At 70.6% G+C, this 22963-nt stretch carries 21 protein-coding genes and 1 tRNA gene; 12 read left to right on the top strand and 10 right to left on the bottom strand.

From position 1 onward, the window contains the following. Nucleotides 1-45 precede the first annotated feature (45 nt). A complete protein-coding gene (locus ACFY01_RS35335; RefSeq protein ID WP_390739838.1) occupies nt 46-1428 on the top strand; it encodes an NAD(P)/FAD-dependent oxidoreductase in 1383 nt (460 codons plus the stop codon). Between the two features lie 201 nt (nt 1429-1629). Beyond that, nucleotides 1630-2916 (top strand): class I SAM-dependent methyltransferase, encoded by a 1287-nt coding sequence (locus ACFY01_RS35330; protein WP_390739837.1) that lies wholly within the window; start codon nt 1630-1632, stop codon nt 2914-2916. A 64-nt stretch (nt 2917-2980) separates the two neighbouring features. Here ACFY01_RS35330 and ACFY01_RS35325 read toward each other — a convergent pair whose 3' ends face one another. Together ACFY01_RS35325 and ACFY01_RS35320 are read right to left on the bottom strand one after the other, a co-directional pair. Continuing rightward, a complete protein-coding gene (locus tag ACFY01_RS35325) occupies nt 2981-5509 on the bottom strand; it encodes an ABC transporter permease (RefSeq protein WP_390739836.1) in 2529 nt (842 codons plus the stop codon). Then, nucleotides 5509-6279 (bottom strand): ABC transporter ATP-binding protein, encoded by a 771-nt coding sequence (locus ACFY01_RS35320; protein ID WP_390739835.1) that lies wholly within the window; start codon nt 6277-6279, stop codon nt 5509-5511. Before ACFY01_RS35320 ends, ACFY01_RS35325 begins: the two co-directional genes overlap by 1 nt. A gap of 398 nt (nt 6280-6677) precedes the next feature. Between ACFY01_RS35320 and ACFY01_RS35315 the strand changes: the two genes are divergently transcribed. Then, nucleotides 6678-6760 (top strand) — tRNA-Leu (locus ACFY01_RS35315). A gap of 30 nt (nt 6761-6790) precedes the next feature. Here the strand turns inward: ACFY01_RS35315 and ACFY01_RS35310 are convergent. The 3 genes from ACFY01_RS35310 to ACFY01_RS35300 form a co-directional block, all read right to left on the bottom strand. Continuing rightward, nucleotides 6791-7765 (bottom strand): alpha/beta hydrolase, encoded by a 975-nt coding sequence (locus ACFY01_RS35310; protein WP_390739834.1) that lies wholly within the window; start codon nt 7763-7765, stop codon nt 6791-6793. Between the two features lie 102 nt (nt 7766-7867). Further along, the gene (locus ACFY01_RS35305; protein WP_390739833.1) at nt 7868-8119 is read right to left on the bottom strand and encodes a hypothetical protein; all 252 of its coding nucleotides are present in this window, start codon (nt 8117-8119) and stop codon (nt 7868-7870) included. A 175-nt stretch (nt 8120-8294) separates the two neighbouring features. After that, on the bottom strand, nt 8295-8693 hold the full coding sequence (locus tag ACFY01_RS35300; protein WP_390739832.1) for a helix-turn-helix domain-containing protein: 399 nt from the start codon (nt 8691-8693) through the stop codon (nt 8295-8297). A gap of 238 nt (nt 8694-8931) precedes the next feature. Between ACFY01_RS35300 and ACFY01_RS35295 the strand changes: the two genes are divergently transcribed. The 6 genes from ACFY01_RS35295 to ACFY01_RS35270 all read left to right on the top strand — a co-directional run bounded on the left by ACFY01_RS35295 (nt 8932) and on the right by ACFY01_RS35270 (nt 14990). Next, the gene (locus ACFY01_RS35295; RefSeq protein WP_390739831.1) at nt 8932-9147 is read left to right on the top strand and encodes a hypothetical protein; all 216 of its coding nucleotides are present in this window, start codon (nt 8932-8934) and stop codon (nt 9145-9147) included. A gap of 115 nt (nt 9148-9262) precedes the next feature. After that, nucleotides 9263-9481 (top strand): hypothetical protein, encoded by a 219-nt coding sequence (locus ACFY01_RS35290; RefSeq protein WP_132852923.1) that lies wholly within the window; start codon nt 9263-9265, stop codon nt 9479-9481. Between the two features lie 104 nt (nt 9482-9585). Continuing rightward, nucleotides 9586-11499: a hypothetical protein gene (locus ACFY01_RS35285; RefSeq protein ID WP_390739830.1), complete on the top strand. Its 1914-nt coding sequence runs from the start codon at nt 9586-9588 to the stop codon at nt 11497-11499. Nucleotides 11500-11853: 354 nt separating this feature from the next. Continuing rightward, entirely contained in the window at nt 11854-12531 is a 678-nt protein-coding gene (locus ACFY01_RS35280; protein ID WP_390739829.1) for a hypothetical protein, read from the top strand. 187 nt (nt 12532-12718) lie between these two features. Further along, on the top strand, nt 12719-13894 hold the full coding sequence (locus ACFY01_RS35275; protein ID WP_390739828.1) for a 4-hydroxybenzoate 3-monooxygenase: 1176 nt from the start codon (nt 12719-12721) through the stop codon (nt 13892-13894). A gap of 214 nt (nt 13895-14108) precedes the next feature. Further along, nucleotides 14109-14990, top strand: a complete 882-nt coding sequence (locus ACFY01_RS35270) for a Bax inhibitor-1/YccA family protein (protein ID WP_390739827.1) — start codon at nt 14109-14111, stop codon at nt 14988-14990. Nucleotides 14991-15108: 118 nt separating this feature from the next. On the opposite strand, the gene ACFY01_RS35265 is transcribed toward ACFY01_RS35270, so the two are convergent. Further along, nucleotides 15109-15339 (bottom strand): DUF4287 domain-containing protein, encoded by a 231-nt coding sequence (locus ACFY01_RS35265; RefSeq protein WP_361813281.1) that lies wholly within the window; start codon nt 15337-15339, stop codon nt 15109-15111. A 105-nt stretch (nt 15340-15444) separates the two neighbouring features. Between ACFY01_RS35265 and ACFY01_RS35260 the strand changes: the two genes are divergently transcribed. Beyond that, nucleotides 15445-15756, top strand: coding sequence for a hypothetical protein (locus tag ACFY01_RS35260; RefSeq protein WP_390739826.1), 312 nt, complete (start codon nt 15445-15447; stop codon nt 15754-15756). Between the two features lie 34 nt (nt 15757-15790). Here the strand turns inward: ACFY01_RS35260 and ACFY01_RS35255 are convergent, their stop codons facing one another. The 3 genes from ACFY01_RS35255 to ACFY01_RS35245 form a co-directional block, all read right to left on the bottom strand. Continuing rightward, nucleotides 15791-16579 carry a hypothetical protein gene (locus ACFY01_RS35255; RefSeq protein ID WP_390739825.1) on the bottom strand — a complete coding sequence of 263 codons (789 nt, stop codon included), beginning with the start codon at nt 16577-16579 and terminating at the stop codon, nt 15791-15793. A gap of 273 nt (nt 16580-16852) precedes the next feature. Then, the gene (locus ACFY01_RS35250; protein WP_390739824.1) at nt 16853-18073 is read right to left on the bottom strand and encodes an acetyl-CoA C-acetyltransferase; all 1221 of its coding nucleotides are present in this window, start codon (nt 18071-18073) and stop codon (nt 16853-16855) included. 175 nt (nt 18074-18248) lie between these two features. Beyond that, complete coding sequence (locus ACFY01_RS35245; protein WP_390739823.1) at nt 18249-19292, bottom strand: SGNH/GDSL hydrolase family protein; 1044 nt, start codon at nt 19290-19292, stop codon at nt 18249-18251. 159 nt (nt 19293-19451) lie between these two features. On the opposite strand from ACFY01_RS35245, the gene ACFY01_RS35240 reads away from it, so the two are divergent. Beyond that, nucleotides 19452-20843, top strand: coding sequence for a cystathionine beta-synthase (locus tag ACFY01_RS35240; RefSeq protein ID WP_390739822.1), 1392 nt, complete (start codon nt 19452-19454; stop codon nt 20841-20843). A 345-nt stretch (nt 20844-21188) separates the two neighbouring features. Here ACFY01_RS35240 and ACFY01_RS35235 read toward each other — a convergent pair whose 3' ends face one another. After that, nucleotides 21189-22046: a helix-turn-helix transcriptional regulator gene (locus tag ACFY01_RS35235; RefSeq protein WP_390739821.1), complete on the bottom strand. Its 858-nt coding sequence runs from the start codon at nt 22044-22046 to the stop codon at nt 21189-21191. A 147-nt stretch (nt 22047-22193) separates the two neighbouring features. Between ACFY01_RS35235 and ACFY01_RS35230 the strand changes: the two genes are divergently transcribed. Further along, entirely contained in the window at nt 22194-22955 is a 762-nt protein-coding gene (locus ACFY01_RS35230) for an SDR family oxidoreductase (RefSeq protein WP_390739820.1), read from the top strand. The last annotated feature ends 8 nt before the right edge of the window (nt 22956-22963 follow it).

Here is a 22963-nt window from a genome sequence, read left to right as displayed (position 1 = left end):
GGGGCGCACGAGCGACCCCCCAGGGGCGGGTGGATACTCGATGGCATGAGCACCACGGAGCGTCCCAGGATCCTCGTAGTAGGCGGTGGGTACGTAGGCCTGTACGCAGCTCGGCGCATCCAGAAGAAGATGCGCTACGGCGAGGCGACCGTCACGGTCGTCGACCCCCGGTCGTACATGACCTACCAGCCCTTCCTGCCCGAAGCCGCCGCCGGCAGCATCTCCCCTCGCCACGTCGTCGTCCCGCTGCGGCGCGTGCTGCCGAAGGCGGAGGTCCTCACCGGCCGGGTCACCACCATCGACCAGGACCGCAAGGTCGCCACGATCGCCCCGCTGGTCGGCGAGGCGTACGAGCTGCCCTTCGACTACCTCGTCATCGCGCTCGGCGCGGTCTCCCGCACCTTCCCGATCCCCGGCCTCGCCGAGCAGGGCATCGGCATGAAGGGCATCGAGGAGTCCATCGGCCTGCGCAACCACGTCCTCGAGCAGCTCGACAAGGCCGACTCCACGACCGACGAGGAGATCCGCCGCAAGGCGCTTACGTTCGTCTTCATCGGCGGTGGCTTCGCGGGCGCGGAGACCATCGGCGAGGTCGAGGACATGGCCCGGGACGCGGCCAAGTACTACAAGAACGTCTCCCGCGAGGACATGCGCTTCATCCTCGTCGACGCCGCTGACAAGATCCTCCCCGAGGTCGGCCCGAAGCTCGGCCAGTACGGCAAGGAGCACCTCGAGGGCCGCGGTGTCGAGGTCTACCTGTCCACCTCCATGGACTCCTGCGTCGACGGCCACGTCGTGCTGAAGAACGGCCTCGAGGTCGACTCCAACACCATCGTGTGGACCGCGGGCGTCAAGCCCAACCCGGCGCTCTCCCGCTACGGTCTGCCGCTCGGTCCGCGCGGCCACGTCGACTGCGAGCCCACGCTCCAGGTCAAGGGCACGGACTACATCTGGGCCGCCGGCGACAACGCCCAGGTGCCCGACCTCGTCGGCCGCAAGGCGGGCAACGAGAACGCCTGGTGCCCGCCGAACGCCCAGCACGCGCTGCGCCAGGCCAAGGTCCTCGGCGACAACGTGATCTCCGGTATGCGGGGCTTCCCGCAGAAGGACTACTCGCACGCCAACAAGGGCGCGGTGGCCGGTCTCGGCCTCCACAAGGGCGTGGCGATGATCGTCATGGGCAAGATGAAGATCAAGCTCAAGGGCCGTCTCGCCTGGTACATGCACCGTGGCTACCACGGTCTGGCGATGCCGACCTGGAACCGCAAGATCCGCATCTTCGCGGACTGGACGCTCGGCATGTTCCTCAAGCGCGAGGTCGTCTCCCTGGGCGCCATGGAGAACCCGCGCGAGGAGTTCTACGAGGCCGCCAAGCCGGCGCCGGTCGCCGCCGCGCCGAAGACCGAGCAGAAGGCCAAGGCCTCCTGACCTCCCGCGGTCGCTGAACAACCGATCGAAGGACCTCCCGCCATCCGTGGTGCGGGAGGTCCTTCGGCGTTCCCGGGCGTCCGGTGTTGGGCGGAAAGGGTGTTTGCCCAGACGTAACACCATTGCGGGACTGTGTCGGGGGCAGGTGGATGTTTACGTGGGGGAGGACATTCCGGGGTTCGTCGTACGGAGGTGTGCGCCATGGCCGACGCCGCGTCGCGGCTCAAGAGCCTGCTCGAACAGATGCTGGGAGTCCCGCTCCCGGTGCGGATCCGCGCCTGGGACGGTTCGCAGGCGGGACCGCCCGGTGCACCGACGCTCGTCGTCCGTAATCGCCGCGCCGTGCGCCGGCTGCTGTTCAAGCCGGGCGAACTGGGCCTGGCCCGCGCCTGGGTGTCCGGCGACCTGGAGATCGAGGGGGATCTGTACTCCGCCCTGAAAGCGCTGTCGGGCCTGGTCTGGGAGCGCGGGGAGGACGCCCGCACCCTCGCGCAGGCGCTGCGCGACCCCGAGGTCAGGGCCGCCGCCCGCGGGCTGCTCCGGCTCGCCGGACCCCCGATCCCGCCCGCGCCGCCCCGCGAGGAGGTCCGCGGGCGCGGCCATCTGCACACCAGGCGCAGCGACAGACGCGCCGTCAGCCACCACTACGACGTCGGCAACGACTTCTACGAGATCGTCCTCGGCCCCTCCATGGTGTACTCCTGCGCCTACTGGGAGGAGACCGGCACCCTCGAGTCGGCCCAGCGCGACAAGCTGGAACTGGTCTGCCGCAAGCTTGCCCTGACACCCGGTCAGCGCCTGCTCGACGTCGGCTGCGGCTGGGGCTCGATGGCGATCCACGCGGCCCGTGAGCACGGCGTGAGCGTCGTCGGCATCACCCTGTCCCAGGAGCAGGCCGCCTACGCCCGCAAGCGCATCGCCGACGAGGGACTCACCGACCGGGTGGAGATCCGGGTGCAGGACTACCGGGACGTCACCGACGGCCCGTACGACGCGATCTCCTCCATCGGCATGGCCGAACACGTCGGCGCCGAACGCTACCTGGAGTACGCCACGGCTCTGCACGCCCTGCTCAGGCCCGGGGGACGGCTCCTGAACCACCAGATCGCCCGCCGTCCGCAGCGCGACGAGACGGCGTACCACGTCGACGAGTTCATCGACGCCTACGTCTTCCCCGACGGCGAGCTCGCCCCCCTCGGCACCACGGTCACCCAGCTGGAGCGGGCCGGTTTCGAGGTCCGGGACGTGGAGTCGATCCGCGAGCACTACGCCCGCACCCTGCGCCGGTGGGTCACCAACCTGGAGGCCGACTGGCCGCACGCGGTCCGCCTCACCGGCCCCGGCCGCGCCCGCGTCTGGCAGCTGTACATGGCGGCCTGCGCCCTCGCCTTCGAAGGCAACCGCATCGGCGTCAACCAGGTCCTCGCGGTACGCACCCCCGAGTCGGGCGAGTCGGGCCTGCCGCTCAGGTCCCGTACCTGGAACTGAACGCGCGGGGCCCCGTTCCCTGTCCGTGTCCGGAAGGGAACGGGGCCTCGGCCGCCGTGCGGGGCTACTCCGACTTGATGGCGGTCAGCATGTTCAGCCGGGCCGCGCGCCTGGCCGGCCAGAGGGCCGCGAGGACGCCGACCGTGGCGGCCAGCAGCAGGAAGAAGGCGATCCGGCCCCACGGGACGACCAGTTCGTAGGTCGCCATCTTCGTGCCGAGGAGCTCACCGGCCGCCCAGCCGAAGAACACGCCCAGGCCGATGCCCAGCACCGCGCCGAAGAGCGAGATCACCAGGGACTCCAGGCGCACCATCCGCTTGACGGCCTTGCGGTCCAGGCCGATCGCGCGGAGCATGCCGATCTCCTGGGAGCGTTCGAAGACCGACATGGCCAGGGTGTTGATGACGCCGAGGACCGCGACGATCACGGCCATCGCCAGCAGGCCGTAGAGCATGTTCAGCATCAGCGTGAACATCTGCGCGATCGAGTCGGACAGGTCCTTCTTGTCCTGGATCTTGATCGCCGGGTTGTTCCCCAGCGCCTTCTCCAGCTTGTCCTTGGTCGCGTCGGACGCGCCGCCCGCCGTCTTGATCATGACCTGCATGTCGGCCGGGTCCGTCTGGTGCGGGGCCAGGGCCGTGTTGTCGAGCATGATGCCGTGGATCATCTCGTTGCCCTCGTACACCCCGGCGACCGTCAGCCTCTGCTGCTTGCCGTCCTCGTAGTGCACGGTGAAGCCCGAACCGGCCTTCCAGTGGTGGGACTTGGCGGTGTCCTTGTCGACGACGACCTGTGTGCCGCCCACCTGGAAGGAGCCGTCGTCGACCTTCAGGTCGGTCAGCTTGCCGATCGCCGGGCCGTTGACGCCGGTCAGGTACTCGCTCTGGCCCTCGATGCGGGAGGCCGCGTTGCGCAGCGGGCTGCCCGCGGTGACGCCGTCGGTGGCGGCGAGCTTCTCGGCCACGTTCGGGGAGAGCTCGTTGCCGTTGGCCATCGACACCACGTAGTCCGCGCGGATCGCCGAGCTCGCCATCTTGTCGATCGACTTCTGGAGGCTGCCCGCCATCACCGTCATACCGGTGATCAGGGTCAGGCCGATCATCAGCGCGGAGGCCGTGGCGGCCGTACGGCGCGGGTTGCGCACCGAGTTCTGCCGGGCCAGCTTGCCGGAGACCCCGAACGCGCGCAGCACCGGCGCGGCGGCCGCGATCAGCGGGCGGGACAGCAGCGGGGTCAGCACGAACACACCGATGATCAGCAGTACGGCACCCAGCCCCATCGGTGCCTGGCCGTCGGAGCCGTTCATCGTCGTGGCCGCCAGGACCACCGCGATGCCGGCCGCCGAGAACAGGGCGCCGATCGTGTTGCGCAGCACCAGCGACTTGGTGGTCGCCTTCGCGTGCACGGCGCTCATCGCGGCCACCGGCGGGATCTTCGCGGCGCGTCGGCCGGGCAGCCAGGCGGCCAGCATGGTGATGACGATGCCCACCGCGAGGGCTGCGGCGACCGTGCCGGGCGTGATGACCAGCGGGCCGTCCGGGACGGTCGCGCCGAGCGAGCCCATCAGCGACCGCAGCCCGGCGCCGATGCCGATGCCGGCGGCCAGACCGGTCAGGCCGGCGACCGTGCCCACCACGAACGCCTCGATGAGCACCGACCGGGTGACCTGGCGGCGGGAGGCGCCGACCGCGCGCAGCAGGGCCAGCTCCTTGGTGCGCTGGGCGACCAGCATGGTGAAGGTGTTGGCGATGATGAACGTGCCGACGAAGAGCGCGATGCCGGCGAAGACCAGCAGGCCCTGCTTCAGCCCGCTCATCGACGAGGCGATCGCGTCCGCCTGGTCGGCGGCGAGCGTGGCGCCGGTGGTGGTCTCCGTCCTGTCCTTCGGCAGGGCCTCGTCCAGTGCGTGTTTGAGCGCCGTCTGGCTGGTGCCGGGCTTCGCCTTGACGTCGATCTCGTCGTACGTGCCCGGCTTGCCGAACAGCTTCTGCGCGGTCGCCGTGTCGAACAGGGCGAGGCTGCCGCCGGCGGCGACATTGCCGTCGTCGGTGGTGAAGACGCCGCTGATGACCGGGGTGAGTACGGGACCGTCGACGGATATCCGCACCTTGTCGCCGACCTTGTAGCCGGCCCGCTCCGCGGTCCTGGAGTCGATCAGCACCTCGCCCTTGCCGCTCGGGGCGTGGCCGCTGACGAGCGGGTACCGGGCGTCCTTGGTGCCCCAGTAGTTCCCGCCCTCGGACTGCCAGCCGCCGCCGATCAGCTTGCCGTTCTTGTCGGCGATGGCGGTGAAGCCGGTGACGACGCCGGTCGCGGACGCGGCCCCGGTGACCTTCGTGCTCCGGTTCAGCAGCTCCTGGGTCAGTTCGGGGGTCTTTCCGACGGTGTTGCCCTTGTCCGCCTGGCCCTCGGCCGTGACGGCGACGTCGACCTGGTCGAAGCCCTTGGCGGAGCTCTTCTGGTAGGCGTCGGAGATGGTGTTGGTGAAGACCAGCGTCCCGGACACGAACGCCACGCCGAGCATGACGGCGAGCACGGTCATCAGGAGCCGGGCCTTGTGCGCGAACACGTTGCGCAGGGCGGTGCGGAACATCAGCTCGTGCGGCCCTTCGCGTCGAACTGCTTCATGGTGTCGAGGACGGACTCGGCCGTGGGCCCGTACACCTCGTCGACGATCCGGCCGTCGGCCAGGAACACCACGCGGTCCGCGTACGCCGCGGCCACCGGGTCGTGAGTGACCATCACCACCGTCTGCCCCAGCTCCCGCACCGAGTTGCGCAGGAAGCCCAGCACCTCGGCGCCGGAGCGCGAGTCGAGGTTTCCGGTGGGCTCGTCGCCGAAGATGATGTCGGGCTTGGAGGCCAGGGCGCGGGCGACGGCGACGCGCTGCTGCTGGCCGCCGGAGAGCTGGGCCGGCCGGTGGCTCAGCCGCCCGGACAGGCCGACCATCTGGATCACGCCGTCCAGCCACTGCTTGTCCGGCCTGCGGCCCGCGATGTCCATCGGGAGGGTGATGTTCTCCAGCGCCGTCAGGGTGGGCAGCAGGTTGAACGCCTGGAAGATGAACCCGATCTTGTCCCGGCGCAGCTTGGTCAGCTGCTTGTCCTTCAGGGAGCCCAGCTCGGTGTCGCCGATGCGCACGGACCCGGAGGAGAAGGTGTCCAGCCCGGCCACGCAGTGCATCAGCGTGGACTTGCCCGACCCGGACGGCCCCATGATCGCGGTGAACTCGGCCTGCCGGAAGTCGACGGAGACCTGGTCGAGGGCGACCACCCGGGTCTCACCCTGCCCGTAGATCTTCGACAGCTCCGTGGCGCGCGCGGCCACGGTGGTGGTCCGGTCGGCGGTGGGTGTGGTGGTCACGGAAAGGTGCTCCTGTCAGGACGACGGCGTTCGTGGGGACGTTCTCCATCGTCCCGGCCGGCCGCCGTCCTGAAGTCAGCCGCTGTTCCGGTTCCGGGGGGCGACTGCGGTCGGACCGGGGGGCGTCATGTCATACCTGGGGATGACGGCCGACCCTGAGTGGGACCGCACAGGTTGTCGAGAACGGGTGGGGCCCCCTTGTTCGTACGGTGAAATTCCGTCATTCCGTGTACGCGCGCACCCACCACACGTAACGCTATTGGCAAGTGCGGATGGCGTGTGCAGGGGCCTGATGCTCCCTCAGACCTCAATAAAATAAGACAACATCGCGCTGCCCTGCCGCTGTTCGGGGGATGCATCCCGATAGGCTCGGAACCTCGAAGCGGGGCCCATGGCCTGCCCGGATGGTGGAATGCAGACACGGCGAGCTTAAACCTCGCTGCCCCTCGCGGGCGTACCGGTTCAAGTCCGGTTCCGGGCACCTTCCATGTCTGCGTGCGCCGACGCAGGCCTATGCCTCCCCACTCGTACCCAGTGCGGCGCCGAGTACCGAGATGGCCTGGGCGACGGCCGCACGCGTCGCGTGGGTGTCGCTGAGCGGGTTGAGCATCATGAAGTCGTGCGTGATGCCGTCGTAGCGGACGGTGGTGACGTCGACGCCCGCGGCACGGAGTTTGGCGGCATAGGCCTCGCCCTCGTCTCGCAGGACGTCGGCCTCGTCCACGAGGACGAGGGCCGGCGGCAGGTCGGCGAGCTGGTCGAGGTCCGCCTTCAAGGGGGAGGCGGTGATCTCGCCGCGCCGCGCGCGGTCCGGCGCGTAGGCGTCCCAGAACCACCGCATGGACTCGGCGGTGAGGAAGTAACCCGTGGCGAAGTCGGAGTAGGACTGGGTGTCCATGTCGGCGTCGGTCACCGGGTAGTACATGGACTTGTGGACGAAGCGGACGTCGCCGCGCTCCTTGGCCAGCAGGGTCAGTGCGGCGGTCATGTTGCCGCCGACCGAATCGCCGGCCACCGCGATGCGTTCCGGGTCGAGACCGTGAGCGGCTCCTTCGCGCACGATCCACTGGGCGGTGGCGTAGCCCTGCTCGATCGCCACGGGGTAGTGCGCCTCGGGTGAGCGGGCGTACTCGACGAACACCACGGCGGCCCGTGTCCCGTTGGCCAGTTCGCGCACCAGCCGGTCGTGGGTGTCCGCGTTGCCGAGGATCCAGCCCCCGCCGTGCATGTACAGGATCACCGGAAGGGGGGATGCGGCGTTCTGCGGCCGGACGATCCGGACCCGGACGTCACCCACCGCGGCGGGAACCGTGATCCACTCCGCGTCGGCGGGAAGCTTGTCGATCGGCGCCGCCTGGATGTCGTCGAGCACCTTGCGGGCCTTCGTGGGGCCCATTTCGTACAGGAACGGCGGCTTCGAGGTGGCATCGGCGAGTTGCTGGGAGGCAGGCTCCAGGACCAGGGAACCGGCGGGCAGGACGGCCATGACGATCTCCTCGGGGCAGTGGCGCGCTCGGTATGACAACAGCGTCACTCGCCCTGATGGTGATCGCATCCGTCGGGTCCCCCGGCCCTGGCCGACGGTGTGTCACCCTTCGTAGACGGTCAGTACGGCCCCTCCGACCTCGATCCGTCGTCCCGCCCGCATGCCGTTGCGGCGGAGCGTTTCCAGACAGGTGTGGAACAGGCGGAGTTCATCCGCGTCCAGGATGGCGGCGGCCAGGTCCAGCAGATCGGCGACCGCCTCCGCGGTGAGGACCTCGGGCAGGTCCCCGGACAGCAGGACCATCGATTCACCGGCGGGTCCCCGGACCACGGCCGTGGTCGTCCCACCATGCACGAACAACACATTCCCCCCAGAGAGCCCGTGGTCGTGCGGCTCCAGAGTGCCTCGGGCGTGACGAGAGACTAGCGGGGGATCTCGGTCGATTCGGGCGGTGTCGGATTCTTTCACCGACTTGGTGAGGGAGCGACCGTCCGATGTCGTCGGACGGCCGGGCCGGCCGGCAGCTCGGTCACTTCTCGTGCGGCGCCCGGTCCAGCAGGGACTCCACCAGAGCGGCGACGTGCCGGCGGTCGTCGGCCGACAGCTTCTGGACACTGGCGATGAGCACGTCCACCTCGGGGTCGACGGCGGGGGCGGCCCCGCCGTCGCCGGCCGCGTTGGACGGGCTGCCGTAGACGTGGATGCCGCAGGCCTCGGCGGCGGCGCGGCGCACGGTGTCCAGGGGCAGCTCCAGGCCCTTGGCCAGGCCTTCGAGGGTGGCCGCCTGGGGCATCCGGACGACGCGGTCGGTGGTGGCCAGGTGGTGGACGGTGGAGCGGGGGACGCCGCCGCGGCGCGCCACGTCACCGTAGGACCAGCTCTTGCGGTCGAGGCGTTCCCGGATCAACTGCTGCAGTGCGTTGGCCACTGACGGTCACTTCCTGCTCGCCGCTCGGCTTGGGGCCTGGCTGTCCATGTCGGGGCCGATTCTACGGTCGGGGGCACGTACCGCCGAAAGGGTGATTACCCGAATGGGTTGCGCGGAGGGTTCTCGACCCCGTAGTGTCCAATCTCGTTGGACAGCACGTCCGACCAAGTTGGACAGAGTCGGGGGGGAACCTGACTCGTTCCGACCGGAAATGCCTATCCCTGAGGGGGAATCGATCATGATGGACGCCCACGAGCTCGAGGCCGAGTCCGCGGAACTGCTGCCGGGTCGTGAGGCCCTCGGTCGCCTGAAGTTCAGCTTCGGCAAGACCGTGAACGTCACCAAGCACGTCGCGAACATCAACGCGCACAACGAGTCGGCCGCCCTGAACAACCACTCCGCGTGGTCCGTGGCCGACTCCGGCGCCGCCCAGGCCATCAACGTCGCTCAGTGACACGCACGGCCGGCTGAACTCCTGGGCGCTCAGGTGCCTGACCACCTGAGCGCCCGCGACACCCAGAACATCTGCAACACCCGAAACGCCTGAACGCCTGAAAGGGGCACCCATCATGAGCATGGACATGAACGAGCTGGAGACCGAGTCCGCCGAGCTGCTGCCGGGTCGTGAGGCCCTCGGTCGCCTGAAGTTCAGCTTCGGCAAGACCGTGAACGTCACCAAGCACGTCGCGAACATCAACGCGCACAACGAGTCGGCCGCGCTCAACGACCACTCCTCGTGGTCGGCCGCCGAGTCCTCGGCCGCCCAGACGATCAACGTCACGCAGTAAGCGGCGGAACCGCTACGACCGGTACCGGGGGCGGACCGTGAGGTGGCGCGGTCCGCCCCCGGAACGGACGGGGGGAGCGGTGAGTACGTGGGGGGAGATCACGGATGACGGTGCTCGGAGACGGGGCCCCGGCGCTGTACGACACGGGCCCGGTGCCGGGCCCCGGCGGCTGGCCGGTGACCTACGAGCAGGTGACGACGGGGAGCCTGCCGGTCGTCGAGCCGCCGCCGCTGGTGCCGAGACTGAGCGCGGGACTACGGCTGCACGGCGAGTACCAGGGATCGGGCTTCACCGACCCCAAGTACATCGCCCGTCGGGGGGACGGGCAGGTCGTGCAGCTGTCGCGGCTGCTGTATCTCGTGGCGTCGTCCGTCGACGGCGAGCGGGACGTCGAGGCCATCGCCCACCGGGTCAGCGCCCGGTACGGCAAGGAGGTCAGCGGTGACAACATCCGCTACCTGGTCGAGAAGAAACTCGAACCGCTCGGGCTGACGGTCCCCGAGGGCCAGGAGGACGACGAGGTCGAGGCCCCGCGCTCCGACCTGCTGCTCGCCCTCAAGGGTCACCGGGTCATCTTCAACGAGCGGCGCACCGCGAAGATAGCCCGGGCGTTCGCCTGGCTGCACCGGCCGGTCGCGGTCGTGTTCGTGCTGCTGGCTGCCGTGGCCATGGACGTCTGGCTGTTCGGCTTCTTCGGCGCGATCGAGCCGGTCCTGGAGGTCATGGACCAGCCGGTGCTGATCCTCGTCGTCTTCGTGCTCACTGTGGCCTCCCTCGTGTTCCACGAGTTCGGCCACGCCTCCGCCTGTAGATACGGCGGCGCCAGACCGGGCTGCATCGGCTGCGGGCTGTTCCTCATCTGGCCGTCGATGTACACCGACGTCACCGACGTCTACCGGATCGGCCGCGGCGGGCGGCTGCGCACCGATCTGGGCGGGGTGTACTTCAACGTCGTCTTCATGCTGGTCATGACCGGGCTGTACTTCGCCACCGGGGCGCAGTTCCTGCTGGCCACGGTGTATCTCGGGCACTTCGAGATCCTGGAGCAGCTGATGCCGGCCGTCCGGCTGGACGGCTACTACATCCTGGGCGACCTCGCCGGCGTGCCGGACCTGTACGGCAAGATCAAGCCGATCGTGCTGAGCCTGGTACCGGGGGCGAAGGGGCGGGCCGCCCGCCAGGAGGTCGCGGGGCTGAAGAAGTCCGCCCGTACGATCGTGGCCACCTGGGTGCTGACCATGGTGCCGCTGATCATCGGCGAACTCGGGTACGCCCTGTGGAACCTGCCCCGGATCATCGCCACGATGACGCGGTCGCTGACCGAGCAACTCCTCGGCACCGGCTCGGCCTTCGTGCACGGGAAGATCCTCGAGGGCCTGGTCGGGGTCATCGGCTCCATCATGCTGCTGTGCCCGATGGCCGGGGTCATCTATCTGTCGGTGAAGATGGGCGGCCGGATCCTGCGGGCCGCGAAGCGCTCCACCGACGGTCGGCCCCGGCTGCGAGTGGCGTTCTGCGCGCTGGCACTGGCCGGGCTGGCGGGGCTGAGCTACGCCTGGGTGTCCGGGATGACGCCGCAGCCACTGCCGAAGAAGCCGCCGATCGCGCCGATCCTGCAACCCGGGGTGTCCACGAAGGAGCCGGAGCCGCGGGAGGCGTCCACGCCGGACGACGGCGACTCGTCCGATCCCTCGGGCGGTGGCTCCACGTCACCCTCGGGTGCGGCGGCCACCGGGTCGGCGCAGCCGGGGCACGGTCCGTCGGCCTCGGCCTCGGGCAGCGCGTCGGTGTCGGCCTCGGCCACCGCGTCCGGCAAGCCGAGCCGGAGCCCGTCCACTCCGAAGGCGGCACCGAGCGTCCCGGCCACCGAGGAACCACCGCCCACCACCGCCTCCGGCGGGGCAGGCGGGCCGACGCCCACGCCCACACCCACCCCGTCGGAGAGTGTCACGCCCACCCCGACGCCCACCCCGACCCCGACCCCGACCAGCGACCCCTCCGCCCCGACGTCGACCTGAACCCACCGCCTGGCGACGCCGGCCGGCCAGGGAGGCGGTCGGCGGACCGCGGGTCTGCGGGAGTCGGCGCGGTAACCACCACGCCTGGGGCGGCGGTATCCAACCGCCTGTCAAGGGACGGGAGCCCCGGGGGCCGGTGCGGTAGCCAACCGCATCTGGGCCGCGAGCCCACCGGCGCCGACCGCGCGCCGTGCCTGCGGCAACCACCACCCGCAGGCAGGCGGCGGTAACCGGGCGTCGGCGGGCGGGAGCCCACCGCCTCCGGGGTGGGAGTCAACCGCCCGCCCGTGGCAGCCAGTCGTCCGCCTGCGGCGGCTGCCAACCGTACGTGTCCGATCCATCGCTGGAGATCCCATGAACAGCCACCGAAAGCCACGCTCCACCAGCAGTCCCCTCACCCAACGGGCGGTCCGCATAGGCCTGTTCGCCGCCGGTATCGCCGGTGTGGCGACCGCGGTGCCGGCCCAGGCTCAGGCCGTGACGCAGTCGCACGTGGCGGTCGCGTCGGACGCTGTGTTCAGTCACGCCGACCGGGCGCACCACACGCAGACCAAGGACTCGTTCACCATCCGCCAGTTCGGCGACGTGAACGCCACCGCCGTGCGCAACCAGGCCAACGCGGTCTCGGCGGGCTGCTCGGCCGACGCCCACTGCCGGTCGGTGGCGCTGTCCTTCCAGATCGTCACGGTCACGGGGGACGAGACCCGGCTGAACGCCGTGAACCTCAGTGACGCGGCGAACAAGAAGTGCACCGGCTGTCAGACGCTGGCCGGCGCCTACCAGTTCGTCGTCTCCACGCCGACCCGGCTCACCCTCGACGACAACGCCCGGGGGCGGCTCGCCGACATCCACCGCCGGCTGGACGAGCTGACCCGGTCCACGATTCCGGCAGCCGAGCTGAAGTCGAAGGTCGACGGTCTCGCCGCGGAGGTCACCGGTGTCCTCCACGACGCGGTGGCGCAGGCTCCCAAGGGTGACACGCAGCCCGACGTGACCCTGCACCGCCACCTCGACGGCTGGCCGGGCCACTGACCGAGCCCCGCCGTCACCCCCCACCCTCCGCCGGGCCCGCGACTCCGACCGCGGGCCCGGCGGACGGCTGTGCGTACGGCCATTGACATCACCGGTGGCCGAGCGGAGACTCGGCCGCAGGAAAGTGAAGGAAATTTCACCAGACGAACAACGGGCAGACGGACAGGCGAACCGAAGGGAACGACCGATGCGCACCACCGTCGGCATCATCGGAGCCGGCCCCGCCGGACTCCTCCTCGCGCGGCTGCTGCACACCGCGGGCATCGACTCGGTCGTCCTGGAGAGCCGTGACCGTGACTACGTCGAGCACCGGCAGCGCGCCGGGATCCTGGAGCAGGGCACGGCGGACGTGCTCCGGGCGGTGGGCGCCGGGGAGCGCATGGACCGCGAGGGCCTGCGCCACGACGGGATCGAGCTGAGGTTCGCCAGGCAGCGCCACCGCGTGGACTTCCCCGCCCTCACCGGCGGCCGGTTCGTGACGGTCTACGCCCAGACCGAGGTCTGCAAGGACCTCATCGCCCTTCAGCTGAAGGAGGGCGGCCCGCTGCTGTTCGAGGCGGAGGCCCTGGCCGTCGAGGACGCCGACACCGACCGCCCCCGCGTCCCCTTCCGGCACGCGGGGCGCGAGGACGTCCTGGAGTGCGAGTACGTCGTCGGCTGCGACGGCTTCTGGGGGGTGTCCAGGAGCGCCGTCCCCGCCGCTCTCTCCCAGGTCTTCGAACGCATGTACCCCTTCGGCTGGCTCGGCATCCTCGCCGACGTGGCCCCCTCGCACGACGAGCTGGTCTACGCCCGCCACGACCGCGGCTTCGCCCTGCTGTCCATGCGCTCCCCGTCCGTCTCCCGCCTCTACCTACAGGTACCGGCCGGCACGGAGGCGGCGAGCTGGGCCGACGGTGAGATCTGGGACGAGCTGGAGCGCCGGTTCGAGACCGCCGACGGCTGGCGGCTGGCACGCGGGCCCGTCACCCAGAAGTCGGTGACCCCGATGCGTTCCTTCGTCCACGAGCCGATGCGGCACGGCCGCCTCTTCCTCGCCGGCGACGCCGCCCACATCGTGCCGCCGACCGGCGCCAAGGGGCTGAACCTCGCCGTCGGGGACGTCGTCACCTTCGCGCGGGCGCTGACCCACCGGCGGGACACCGGTTCGGCGGAACTGCTCGACGCCTACTCCGCGACCTGTCTGCGCCGGGTCTGGCAGGCCGAACGGTTCTCCTACGACATGACGACCCTGCTCCACCGCGCCCCGGACGCCACCCCGTTCGAGGACCGCCTCCAGCTCGCCCGGCTGGCGCGGATCGCCTCCTCGCGGGCGGCCGAGACCGACCTGGCCGAGGCGTACACGGGCTTCCCGTTCGACTGAGCGCGCGGCGCTCGCGCGGGAGTCGTCCCTGTCCGGTTCCGGCTGTGTACCAGTTCGGTGAGGAATGGATCCCTCCGTGGCTGGGAATCACGCATCCGCGTAGCGTGTTGGCCAGCACGGACAGGGAAAGATCCTCCTCAAGTATTAGGATCATTCCTTTGCCAATCTATTACTCTTGAGCCAAGGCCACGAAGGGTGGCCATGGAGGAGTGAAATGAGGAGCAGCAACCCGGTCTTCTCGCGACGGGGGTTCAGCCGCGACAACGGCTACGCGGGCTTCAACACCGCGCCGCAGGCCGGGTACGCGCAGGGCAACCCGTATGCGCAGCAGGGCAACCCGTACGCGCAGAACCCCTACGCGACCAACCCGTACGCCCAGACGGACCAGCAGTACGGCGCTGCGCCGCAGGCCCCGGTCTCCACCGGCCGGATGACGATGGACGACGTCGTCATGCGCTCGGCCATGACGCTCGGCACCGTCGCCGTCGGCGCGGTCCTCGCCTGGGCCCTGCTTCCCGTCTCGGCCGGCAGCTACGGCCTGGCGGTCGGATCCGCGCTGGTCGCGATGGTCCTGGCGCTCGTCCAGAGCTTCAAGCGCACCCCCTCGCCCGCGCTGATCCTGGGATACGCCGCCTTCGAGGGTGTCTTCCTCGGCGTGATCAGCGAGATGTTCAACAGCCGCTGGAGCGGCGCCCCGTTCCAGGCGGTGCTCGGCACGATGGCGGTCTCGGCGGCCACCCTCCTGATCTACAAGGCGGGCTGGATCCGCGTCACCGCCCGGTACGCCCGTATCGGTCTGGCCATCGCCATGGCGTTCATCCTGGTCATGGCGGTCAACCTGCTGCTGGTCGTGTTCGGCGTCGCCGAGGACGGCGGTCTGCGCAGCTTCGGCCCGCTGGGCGCGGCCGTGGGCATCCTGGCGGTGCTCATCGGCGCGTTCTTCCTTACCCTCGACTTCAAGCAGATCGAGGACGGCATCGCCTACGGCGCCCCGCGCCAGGAGGCTTGGCTGGCCGCGTTCGGCCTCACCCTGACCCTGGTGTGGATCTACGTGGAGATGCTGCGGCTCGCGGCCATCTTCAGCAGCAGCGACTAGTCACAGCGACCAGTCACCACTCAGCGGTGGTGAGAAGGGCCCCGGGGTCTGCCCGGGGCCCTTCGTCGTGTGCGGGTACCTCGTGTGGGTGGGCGGTCAGGGCCTGGCCCCTGTCGCCCTAGCGCAGCATGCGCGCGGCCCTCCTCAGGTCGTACTCGTGGACGATCGCCTTGGCGTGGCCGTACGCGAGGTTGTGCTCGTGCCGGAGCCAGCTGACTTTTTCCTCGAAGCGGAAGAGAGAGGGTCCGTCTTCGACGGTGCGCAACCAGTCGGAGACTTCACGACCGGTGCACTGGGGGATGCGGGCGAGCAGGTTGCGGTGGGTCTCCTCGGAGAAGAGTTGGGACATCGGCGCCTCCGAACGCAAAGGGGATGTAAGCCGGTCCTTCAGGTCACCGTGCCCTAGCGTTGGCGTGTTGGCAACAGTCCCGCTGGGACGCGTTACGCTCACGGCGTGGTTGATACGACGCCCCTGACCCGTGCCGTGGATCACTTCGCCGACCGATTGCGGGCGGCGCCGCAGTCCCGACTCCAACGGGGTGCCGCCGCCGAGGCTCTGCGACTGGGCCGGGAGTTGGCCGTGTGGGCCCAGCGGCTCGAGGACCCTTCGGGGGAGCCCCGGGAGATGCCGGACGCGGGAATGTTCGCCGCGGCCGACCAAATCACGGTGGCCGGGCACGACTTGGCGGTCGTGCTGTCGAGTGACACCGAGGTCGAGGAAGCGGTGCGGCTGGTCGCGGAGGCGCAGAAGAGGGCCGGGGTCTGAGGACCCGGACCCGCTGCCTCGGGGCTTTTCGGCCCTACAGCGAGGCGATGACCCGGTCCGCGAGGATGTAGACGCTCTCCTCGCCGCACGCGAACGTCAGCGTGTACGCGCCCGAGATGCCGGAGCCGCCCAGCAGGTGCGGCTTCTCGCCGGTGCGCAGGGCCGCGGCCAGGCGTTCGGCGGTCTCGCGGTGGCCGGGGGTCATGCACAGGGTCGTGCCGTCGGCGAAGACGTAGACGTCGAGGGTGCCGAGGGGCCCGGGGCGCACGTCGGTCAGTTCCGTGCGGGACTCGGCGAGCCCTTCGAGGATGGTGACCGTGCGCTCGTGGTCGCCCACGACCGGCGACTGGACCGGAACGAAGTCGGGGTGGGAGGGGTGGCGGCGGCGGGCCGCGGCCAGCTCCGGGGACTCCCCGGCGAACTCGTCGTTGTCCGGGCCGGGCTCCGTCACCGGCTCCAGGCCCGCGAAGTCGGCCGTGCGGGGCAGGAACAGCTCGCTGTCGGGGAGACCGAGCAGGGTGGGCGCGTCGGAGGCCTCGCGGGCCTCCTGGGCGGCCCAGAACGCCCGCGCCTCGGCCAGCTCGCGCTCCCGCTCCTCGGCGAGCGCCTCAGCCACGGCCGCGCGTATCTCCTCGGCCTCGGCGGTCCGGGCGGCGGGCAGCAGGGCGCGCGTCGCGACGGCGTTGTTCTCGGCGGTCTCGGCGAGCTGCGCGCGCAGGGCCGCGAGCTGCCGGCGCAGGCCCAGAAGGGTGCGCAGGACGGCGGCGCCCACGGCGCCGGTGGCGGCCGTGGTGACCAGCAGGGCGATCGGCATGGCGCTCACTGACGTACTCCCGGTTAAAAGTCGACCCCCGACTTCCTACATCAGCTTGAAGGGCGGACTAACCAGCTGTCAGTGCGTAACGTCACGAAACGGACAGATCCCTGTCTTGGGCTTCCTGTGTACAGCCGCTCTGACCTGCCTTGACGCCTCCCGGGCGGGAGATAGGTCACATCCTGGGGGAGATTGGATCACAAACCGGCCCGGCGTTCGAGGTTTTCTCGAAGGCCGGGCCGGAGGGTCACTTTGGGTCCAGCGACCGCTACTTTACGGCGCTCAGCTGAGGCGCTCGATGACCATGGCCATGCCCTGGCCACCGCCGACGCACATCGTCTCCAGGCCGAACTGCTTGTCGTGGAACTGGAGCGAGTTGATGAGCGTGCCGGTGATGCGGGCGCCGGTCATGCCGAACGGGTGGCCGACGGCGATGGCGCCGCCGTTGACGTTCAGCTTGTCGAGGTCGATGCCGAGGTCGCGGTACGAGGGGATCACCTGGGCGGCGAAGGCCTCGTTGATCTCGACCAGGTCGATGTCGTCGATGGTCAGGCCGGCGCGCCGCAGGGCCTGCTTGCTGGCCTCGACCGGGCCGAGGCCCATGATCTCGGGGGACAGGCCGGAGACGCCGGTCGACACGATGCGGGCGAGCGGGGTCAGGCCCAGCTCGCGGGCCTTGGTGTCGGACATGATGACGAGCGCGGCGGCGCCGTCGTTCAGCGGGCAGCAGTTGCCGGCGGTGACCATGCCGTCCGGGCGGAAGGCCGGCTTGAGGCCCTGGACGCCCTCCAGGGTGACGCCGGCGCGCGGGCCGTCGTCCTTGCTGACGACCGTGCCGTCGGGGAGGGTGACCGGGGTGATCTCGCGCTCCCAGAAGCCGTTCTTGATGGCTTCCTCGGCGAGGTTCTGCGAGCGGACGCCGAACTCGTCCATGTCCTGGCGGGTGACGCCCTTCAGGCGGGCCAGGTTCTCGGCCGTCTGCCCCATCGAGATGTAGGCGTCCGGGACGAGGCCGTCCTCGCGCGGGTCGTGCCAGGTGGTGCCCTCCTGCTCCGCCACGGCGGCGGTACGGGCCTCGGCCTCGGCGAAGAACGGGTTGTGGGTGTCCGGCAGGCTGTCGGAGTTGCCCTTCACGAACCGCGAGACCGTCTCGACGCCGGCCGAGATGAAGACGTCGCCCTCGCCGGCCTTGATGGCGTGCAGGGCCATGCGGCTGGTCTGGAGCGAGGAGGAACAGTAACGGGTGATCGTGCAGCCCGGCAGGTGGTCCATGCCCATCTGCACGGCGACGATCCGGCCGAGGTTGTTGCCCTGCTCGCCGCCCGGGAGACCGCAGCCGAGCATCAGGTCGTCGATGTCCCTGGGGTCCAGCTCGGGGACCTTCGCCAGGGCGGCCTGGATGATCGTGGCGGCCAGATCGTCCGGGCGCAGGTCCTTGAGGGAGCCCTTGAAGGCGCGGCCGATGGGCGAGCGGGCGGTCGAGACGATGACGGCTTCGGGCATCACGGCTCCAATGAAAAGGGCAGCGCGTAGCGCTTCGTTGAGGGGTGGCGGTCGGGCGACGGGTGGGAGTACGGGGAGTTGGCTGGGGCTTCCTGCGAAGTTACCCGTACGTATGGCCGAGGTCACGTGTGTCACAGTGTGACCCTGGCCGCAGTTTCTAAGCGCTTGCTTTTCTTCAGGGTTCCGCGCGCGGCGCGGACGGCGCGGGCTCGGAAGCCGGCTCCGGCTCAAGCACCCGGCGCCTCCGGCGCCGCTTGAGAAGGGCCCAGGGGCCACGGGGGCCGGTCGGCATGGCTGCCGTGACCTCTGTGCCGGCCTCGCCCGCGGCCTCGGCCGCCGCACGGGCCACCGGGAGGAAGCCCTCGCGGCGGGAGACGTCCGGGCGGTCCTCCTCGGCCGGCCAGAGGCCGAGGGCGGCGCAGACGGTCGGGAGGACCGCCATCGCCGCCGTGGCGTAGCCCTCGGCCGAGGGGTGGTAGTTGTCGGGGCCGAACAGTTCACGCGGGTTCGCCGCGAACTCGGGGCCGAGCAGGTCGCCCAGCGACACCGTGCGGCCGCCCTGCTCGACCACCCCGATCGTCTGGGCCGCCGCCAGCTGCCGGGAGGCGCGGCGGGCCAGCCAGCGCAACGGCTGCTGCACCGGCTCGATGGTGCCCAGGTCGGGGCACGTGCCGACCACCACCTCGGCACCGGCCGTGCGCAGCCGCCGTACCCCCGCCGCCAGATGACGGACCGAGCGGGTCGGGGGCATCCGGTGCGTGACGTCGTTCGCGCCGATCATGATCACGCAGATGTCGGGGACGGGCGAGGGATCGGAGAGGACCAGCCCCACCTGACGGTCCAGGTCGTCCGACTGTGCGCCGGGCTGGGCGACGTTGCGCAGCTCCACCGACCGTTCCGCCACCGCCGACAGTCCCGAGGCCAGCAGCGCGCCCGGCGTCTGGCCGGCCCGGTGCACCCCCTGGCCGGCGGCTGTGGAGTCGCCCAGCATGGCCAGGCGCAGCGGCGGCTCGCCGGGGATGTCGTACTCGGTGCCGTACACGCCGTCCGCCACCGGTACCCGGCCGCGCGCGCCGTTGCCCACGTGCCGCTTGGCCAGCCGCAGCTCCGCCAGCACCAGACCGACGGTGGCCGCGCCGACCAGCCCGACCCCGCCACCGCCGTACGCCGCACCGGCCGCGATCCGCCGGGCCACTCTCGCCCTCGACATGCTCGTCATGCCTCGCCGCCACCTCCTTCAAGCCGTACACCCACTCCTTGCCCCGTACAGCCCGTGCGCCAATCTCAACGCGGAGTGAAGGCCCTCGTGGCGCCGTCGGTGGCCGTAGGCTGGCGGGACCAATCACGACCACCCTTTTTGCGGCAACCGGAGACAACGGTGCGATTCCACGACTCGATGATCAGCCTCGTCGGCAACACCCCGCTGGTGAGGCTCAACAGTGTGACCAAGGGGATCCAGGCGACCGTCCTGGCCAAGGTGGAGTACTTCAACCCGGGCGGTTCCGTGAAGGACCGCATCGCCCTGCGCATGATCGAGGCCGCCGAGCAGAGCGGGGAGCTCAAGCCGGGCGGCACCATCGTCGAGCCGACCAGCGGCAACACCGGCGTGGGCCTGGCCATCGTGGCCCAGCAGAAGGGGTACAAGTGCATCTTCGTGTGCCCCGACAAGGTGAGCACCGACAAGATCAACGTACTGCGGGCGTACGGCGCCGAGGTGGTCGTGTGCCCGACCGCCGTGGACCCGGAGCACCCGGACTCGTACTACAACGTCTCCGACCGGCTGGTGCGCGAGACGCCCGGCGCCTGGAAGCCCGACCAGTACTCCAACCCCAACAACCCGCTCTCGCACTATCACTCGACCGGCCCCGAGCTGTGGGAGCAGACCGAGGGGAAGATCACCCACTTCGTGGCGGGCGTCGGCACCGGCGGCACCATCTCCGGCACGGGCCGCTACCTGAAGGACGCCAGCGACGGCAAGGTCCAGGTGGTCGGCGCCGACCCCGAGGGCTCGGTCTACTCCGGCGGCTCCGGGCGGCCGTACCTCGTCGAGGGCGTCGGTGAGGACTTCTGGCCGACCGCCTACGACCGGACGGTGGCGGACGAGATCGTCGCCGTGTCCGACAAGGACTCCTTCCAGATGACGCGGCGGCTGGCGAAGGAGGAGGGGCTGCTGGTCGGCGGGTCCTGCGGCATGGCCGTCGTGGCCGCGCTGCGCGTCGCCGAGCGGCTCGGCCCGGACGACGTCGTCGTGGTCCTGCTCCCGGACAGCGGGCGCGGCTACCTCAGCAAGATCTTCAACGACGAGTGGATGGCCGACTACGGCTTCCTCGAGGACGAGGGCCCCAGCGCCCGGGTCGCGGACGTGCTCCAGGACAAGGTGGCCGGCGCCATCCCGTCCCTGGTCCACATGCACCCGGAGGAGACCGTCGGCCAGGCCATCGAGGTGCTGCGCGAGTACGGCGTCTCGCAGATGCCGGTGGTCAAGCCGGGCGCCGGTCACCCGGACGTGATGGCCGCCGAGGTCGTCGGGTCGGTCGTGGAGCGGGAGTTGCTCGACGCGCTGTTCAACAAGCGGGCCTCGCTGGAAGATCCGCTGGAGAAGCACATGGGCGCCCCGCTGCCCCAGGTCGGCTCCGGCGAACCCGTCGGGGACCTGATGTCGGTGCTCGGTTCGGCGGACGCCGCGATCGTCCTCGTCGAGGGCAAGCCGACCGGTGTGGTCAGCCGGCAGGACCTGCTGTCCTTCCTCGCCAAGGGCGGGAAGCAGTAGCGAACGTCCGGTGAACCGCCCGTGACGCGAAGAAACTTGCGGTGTCCTGCCCAAGTGGTGGACTTCGCGGAAGTGGTACGAGCGCGTCACGTGCGCGCAGCACCCGCTTAACACGGATCCGGCACATTAGTGGGTGTCGGCAGGGCGGGAGCGGCTCCCCGCCCCGGCCGGCGCCCAGCGGCGCCAAGGACCTCCGGAGCGGCTCCCGGACCTCCAAGGACGCCACGGACGCGCAAGCCCGGCCCTGACCCGGACCGCGTCCCTCGCGGGGACCGCCGTCGTCCCGCCCCCCGGCAACGGGGGTGCGGCGGTCCCCGCGTAAGCCTTTTTCCGCGGGCGTCCTCCTCAGCGGGCGTGCGCGGATTCCCAACTGGCCAGCAGCGCCAGCCGTTCCGCTGTCTCCGAGCCCGGCTCCGGGGTATAGACCACGATCGTCTGCTCCGGGTCCGCCGGGGTGCTCAGGGACTCGTACGGGAGGGTCAGCAGGCCCGCCACCGGATGCCGGATCCTCTTCACGCCGTACGCGCACTCGGCGACCTGGTGGTCGGCCCACAGCCGGCGGAACTCCTCGCTCTTGACGGACAGTTCGCCGACCAGGGCGCACAGCCCGGGGTCGTCGGCGTACGTGCCCGCGGCCAGGCGCAGGTAGGCCACCGTCTGGACGGCCACCGCGGACCACTCCGGGTAGAAGTCCCGGCTCGCGGGGTCGAGGAAGAACTGGCGGGGGATGTTCCGCTCCTCCGGGGCCATGCGGCTGAAGCCGTTCACCGCGTCCCCGAGGGCGTTCCAGGCCAGGACGTCCATGCGCCGGCCGAGCACGAAGGCCGGGCTGCGCTCCATGCCGTCCAGCAGCAGCTGCACGCCGGGGCGCACGCGGGGCGCGGGCGGGCGGTTGCTCTGCTTCTGCCGGGGGCGTGCCACCGTACGCAGGTACTCGTGCTCGGTCTCGTCCAGCCGCAGCACCCGGGCGATCGCGTCCAGCACGGCATCCGAGACTCCCCCAGACCTCGTCCGGGAGGTGCCCCCAGGCCCCCGCCCTTGCTCCAGCCGGATGTAGTAGTCGACGCTCACCCCGGCCAGCTGCGCCACCTCCTCGCGGCGCAGTCCGGGCACGCGGCGCCGCCCGTACGAGGCCAGCCCCACCTCCTCGGGCTGGATGCGGGCGCGGCGTGAGCGCAGGAAGTCTCCGAGGTCCCCGTCCATGGGTTCGATCGTAGGGCAGGGGCCGGCCCGTGAACCTGGTACTGGCAGACCCAGGAAAAGCGCATCCCTGGGTACGGACGGGACGGCGGCGCAGGGTGGTGAATGCCGCCGGGGAGACGCCCCGGCAGCGAACCGAGGGAGTCACCCATGTCGTACGAGAACCTGTCCGGCCGCACCGCCGTCGTCACCGGGGCCGCCAGCGGGATCGGCGAGGCGGTCGCCGTGCTGCTGGCCGCGAACGGAGCGCGGGTCGCGCTGCTCGCCCGGCGCGGGGAGCGGCTGGAGGAGATCGCCGCGAAGATCCGGTCCGACGGCGGGCAGGCGCTGGCGGTCGTCGCCGACGTCACCGACGACACCTCCGTGCAGGCCGCCAAGCAGCGGATCCAGGAGGAGTACGGGCCCGTCGACCTCGTCGTCAACAACGCCGGCGTCATGCTGCCCCACCCGATCGACGACGGCCGCATCGACGAGTGGCAGCGGATGATCGACACCAACGTGACCGGGGTGCTGCGGATGATCCGCGCCTTCACCGCCGACCTGGTGGGGGCAGCCGCCGAGGGCCGTACCGCGGACCTGGTGAACATCTCCTCGATCGGCGCCCACATCACGTTCCCCAACTACGCGGTGTACGGGGCGACCAAGGCCGCCGTCACCTATCTCTCCCAGTCGCTGCGCACCGAGTTCGGGCCGCGCGACGTGCGGGTCACCAACATCGAGCCGGGGCTGACGCAGTCCGAGCTCGGGACGCACGTGGGCAGCGCGGAGCTGGCCGGGGAGCTCGACCGCATGTTCGAGGGGCTCGGCGGGCTGGCCTCCGAGGAGGTCGCGGACGTCGTCGCCTACGCGACGAGCCGCCCCCGGCACGTGAACCTGCGCCAGATCATGGTGCTGCCGACCCGGCAGGCGTGAGAGGCACT

It is taken from the genome of Streptomyces sp. NPDC001480, from assembly GCF_042894725.1.
GTDB lineage: Bacteria > Actinomycetota > Actinomycetes > Streptomycetales > Streptomycetaceae > Streptomyces.
Note: the sequence above shows the minus strand (reverse complement) of the source record. Positions and strands in the feature narration are given on the sequence as shown.

What these genes read in the sequence shown, in the direction of transcription:
- ACFY01_RS35335 (WP_390739838.1), top strand. Translation starts at nt 46, where the DNA reads ATGAGCACCACGGAGCGTCCCAGGATCCTCGTAGTAGGCGGTGGGTAC.
- ACFY01_RS35330 (WP_390739837.1), top strand. Translation starts at nt 1,630, where the DNA reads ATGGCCGACGCCGCGTCGCGGCTCAAGAGCCTGCTCGAACAGATGCTG.
- ACFY01_RS35325 (WP_390739836.1), bottom strand. Translation starts at nt 5,509, where the DNA reads ATGTTCCGCACCGCCCTGCGCAACGTGTTCGCGCACAAGGCCCGGCTC.
- ACFY01_RS35310 (WP_390739834.1), bottom strand. Translation starts at nt 7,765, where the DNA reads ATGGCCGTCCTGCCCGCCGGTTCCCTGGTCCTGGAGCCTGCCTCCCAG.
- ACFY01_RS35295 (WP_390739831.1), top strand. Translation starts at nt 8,932, where the DNA reads ATGATGGACGCCCACGAGCTCGAGGCCGAGTCCGCGGAACTGCTGCCG.
- ACFY01_RS35290 (WP_132852923.1), top strand. Translation starts at nt 9,263, where the DNA reads ATGAGCATGGACATGAACGAGCTGGAGACCGAGTCCGCCGAGCTGCTG.
- ACFY01_RS35285 (WP_390739830.1), top strand. Translation starts at nt 9,586, where the DNA reads ATGACGGTGCTCGGAGACGGGGCCCCGGCGCTGTACGACACGGGCCCG.
- ACFY01_RS35280 (WP_390739829.1), top strand. Translation starts at nt 11,854, where the DNA reads ATGAACAGCCACCGAAAGCCACGCTCCACCAGCAGTCCCCTCACCCAA.
- ACFY01_RS35275 (WP_390739828.1), top strand. Translation starts at nt 12,719, where the DNA reads ATGCGCACCACCGTCGGCATCATCGGAGCCGGCCCCGCCGGACTCCTC.
- ACFY01_RS35270 (WP_390739827.1), top strand. Translation starts at nt 14,109, where the DNA reads ATGAGGAGCAGCAACCCGGTCTTCTCGCGACGGGGGTTCAGCCGCGAC.
- ACFY01_RS35265 (WP_361813281.1), bottom strand. Translation starts at nt 15,339, where the DNA reads ATGTCCCAACTCTTCTCCGAGGAGACCCACCGCAACCTGCTCGCCCGC.
- ACFY01_RS35250 (WP_390739824.1), bottom strand. Translation starts at nt 18,073, where the DNA reads ATGCCCGAAGCCGTCATCGTCTCGACCGCCCGCTCGCCCATCGGCCGC.
- ACFY01_RS35245 (WP_390739823.1), bottom strand. Translation starts at nt 19,292, where the DNA reads ATGACGAGCATGTCGAGGGCGAGAGTGGCCCGGCGGATCGCGGCCGGT.
- ACFY01_RS35235 (WP_390739821.1), bottom strand. Translation starts at nt 22,046, where the DNA reads ATGGACGGGGACCTCGGAGACTTCCTGCGCTCACGCCGCGCCCGCATC.
- ACFY01_RS35230 (WP_390739820.1), top strand. Translation starts at nt 22,194, where the DNA reads ATGTCGTACGAGAACCTGTCCGGCCGCACCGCCGTCGTCACCGGGGCC.